The organism is Streptomyces sp. MS191 (assembly GCF_008042125.1).
Lineage (GTDB): Bacteria > Actinomycetota > Actinomycetes > Streptomycetales > Streptomycetaceae > Streptomyces.
This window is the reverse complement of record NZ_RDBI01000077.1, coordinates 1-2,061: the sequence shown is the minus strand read 5'-3', so window position 1 is coordinate 2,061 and position 2,061 is coordinate 1. Positions and strand designations below refer to the sequence as shown.

General features: G+C 73.5%; 3 protein-coding genes. 1 reads left to right on the top strand and 2 read right to left on the bottom strand.

The features are described from left to right. Positions 1 to 569: TerD family protein (locus EAO71_RS33725; RefSeq protein ID WP_147981644.1), on the bottom strand; the 569-nt coding region annotated here is incomplete at its 3' end. Between the two features lie 259 nt (positions 570 to 828). On the opposite strand from EAO71_RS33725, the gene EAO71_RS33720 reads away from it, so the two are divergent. Beyond that, the gene (locus EAO71_RS33720; RefSeq protein WP_147981635.1) at positions 829 to 1,248 is read left to right on the top strand and encodes a BlaI/MecI/CopY family transcriptional regulator; all 420 of its coding nucleotides are present in this window, start codon (positions 829 to 831) and stop codon (positions 1,246 to 1,248) included. A gap of 165 nt (positions 1,249 to 1,413) precedes the next feature. Here EAO71_RS33720 and EAO71_RS33715 read toward each other — a convergent pair. Next, positions 1,414 to 2,061: aldo/keto reductase (locus tag EAO71_RS33715; protein WP_147981634.1), on the bottom strand; the 648-nt coding region annotated here is incomplete at its 5' end.

The following is a 2,061-nucleotide window of genomic DNA, read 5'->3' as shown; positions in this document are numbered from 1 at the left end:
GCCAGAGCTTCGGCCAGGTCCGCAACGCCTTCATCCGCGTGGTCAACCAGTCCGGCGGCGCGGAACTTCCACTCGGCGCCGTGCCGGTAGAGCTCGCCGAAGATCATGGCGGTCTCGGTGGCGGCGTCCTCGGAGAGGTCGTAGCGCGCGAGTTCCGCGCCGCCGGACTGGTTGACCACGCGGATGAAGGCGTTGCGGACCTGGCCGAAGCTCTGGCCGCGGTTGTCGGCGTCGTGGATGGAGACCGGGAAGACGATGCGGCCGATGTCGGCCGGTACCGCGGACAGATCGACCTTGATCGACTCGTCGTCGCCGTCGCCCTCGCCGGTCAGGTTGTCGCCGGTGTGCTCGACCGAACCGTCCGGGCTGGTCAGGTTGTTGTAGAAGACGAAGTGCCGGTCGGAGACGACCTTGCCGGTGTCGTTCAGCAGGAGGGCGCTCGCGTCGAGGTCGTAGTCGGTGCCCGTGGTCGTCCGGACGTCCCAGCCCAGACCCACCAGGACCGCGGTCAGTCCGGGGGCCTCCTTGCTCAGCGAGACGTTGCCGCCCTTGGCCAGACTCACACCCATGTCGTGTCCTTTCCCCGAGTCGTGGGCACGAATCTACAGTGGCGTAGAAGGCGAGGGAACGGGGCGTGTGCCTCCGTCCTCCGCCCTCCGCGGCGACCCTCCCCGCCGCCGCGGTTCGCGCGCCGGACGGTGCGGCCACGCCCCGGCGGACGACGGCGGACGCCGGGTGCCGGATGAGTACGATGGACCGCCCCCGCGCCCCGTCCGCGGGCGACCCCGGGGGCTGCCGAACTCGAACGCGGGCCGGGAGGTCGACGGGATGGCGGACCACGGGACGGGCGACCGTGGCCCGGGTGGCGCCGGGCCCGTCCAGCGGCGCCGCGGGCAGGGCGAGTTGGAGGCCCAGGTCCTGGCCGCGCTGCGGTCGTCCGGCCGGCCCGTGACCGCCGGCCTGGTCCAGGAACGGCTCGGCGGCGACCTCGCGTACACGACCGTGATCACCATTCTGACGCGCCTGCACGCCAAGGGCGCGGTCTCCCGGGAGCGCGCCGGCCGGTCCTTCGAGTGGACCGCCGTCGCCGACCAGGCGGGGCTCGCCGCCCTGCGGATGCGCAAGGTCCTGGACGGCGAACGCGACCGCGAGGCGGTGCTGGCGCGCTTCGTGACGGGGCTCTCGGCCACGGAGGAGCAACTGCTGCGGGAGTTGCTGGAGCAGGCCGGGGAGGAGGGGGAGGGCTGACGCCACGGGTGTCTCCGTCCTCCTTCCGCTCGGCCTGCCGCCGATGACCTGGCCGGCCGCTGCGGGCGCACCCTCGGCAGGACCGGCGGGTCCGGCGCCGGGCGGACGGCGCTCCGTTCGCGACACGCCACCGCCCGCCACCGCCCGCCGCCGGCGGCCGCCCGCTCACGCCCCGGCGGCGTCCAGGCGGGCGAGGAGCTCGGCGGAGAGCGTGAGGTCCAGCGCCGGGAGCGCCGCCTCGAACTGCGCCAGGGTGCGGGGCCCGATCAGCGGAACCGTCCGCGGAGAGCTCTGGTGCAACATCCAGGAGAGCACCAGCTGGTTGGGGGTCACACCCACCTCGGCGGCCACCGCGGTCAGCACCTCCAGCCGGGCCTCGGCGTCGGGACCCGCGTACCGTTCCATCATCCAGTGGTCCCGGCGCTTGGCCGGGTCGTCGTAGATGCCCCGCAGGATCGGCGAGTAGGCGACCAGGGTCAGGTCCTCGTGGGCGCGCAGGTAGTCGAGCTGTTCGTGGTCCACGACCGAGGCGACGTCGAGGCCCGTCCGGGGCCGGAGGTACGAGTGCTGCTGCTGGAGCGCGACGGGAGCCGGCCAGCCGTTGCGCTCGCACAGGCCGCGGATGCGCTCCAGGCGCCAGGTGCGGACGTTGGACCAGCCGATGTACCGGGCCTTGCCGGCGCGCACGATCTCCGCCAGTGCCTCCAGCGTCTCCTCCAGCGGCGTGGCCCGGTCGTCGACGTGGACGTAGTAGAGGTCGACGTGGTCCGTGCCGAGCCGGCGCAGGCTGTCGTCGATCGACGCGTGCAGGGT